The following is a 274-nucleotide window of genomic DNA, read 5'->3' on the forward strand; positions in this document are numbered from 1 at the left end:
AGTCGCTGCGTTTTTTATGGAAAGTTGGGATTCCATGACCAATCTTGCGATAGTTATTCCAAGCTTTCTGGTAGTTCTGAATAGCGTTGGCAAGGGCAAGGCTATCAATTTCTTTAACGCGTAAAAAGCTATAAGCATCACGAATATTCTTAGGCTTGGCCAATAATTCATTATTGATGACTACTGTTTCTGCCAGTTGGACTTCATAGCTATTAAGAATAGAAAAGGCAAAAGGCATTGCTTGATATTGTCTAACAGCTAAATAGTGCTTAGC

General features: G+C 38.3%; 1 pseudogene. It reads right to left on the bottom strand.

Annotated features, from left to right (window positions below):
• Positions 1 to 274, bottom strand: a pseudogene (locus CP366_RS10580) (RNA-guided endonuclease TnpB family protein); the annotation flags it as partial.

Origin of the sequence: Lactobacillus sp. UMNPBX15 (assembly GCF_002553785.1) — a bacterium.
GTDB lineage: Bacteria > Bacillota > Bacilli > Lactobacillales > Lactobacillaceae > Lactobacillus > Lactobacillus crispatus.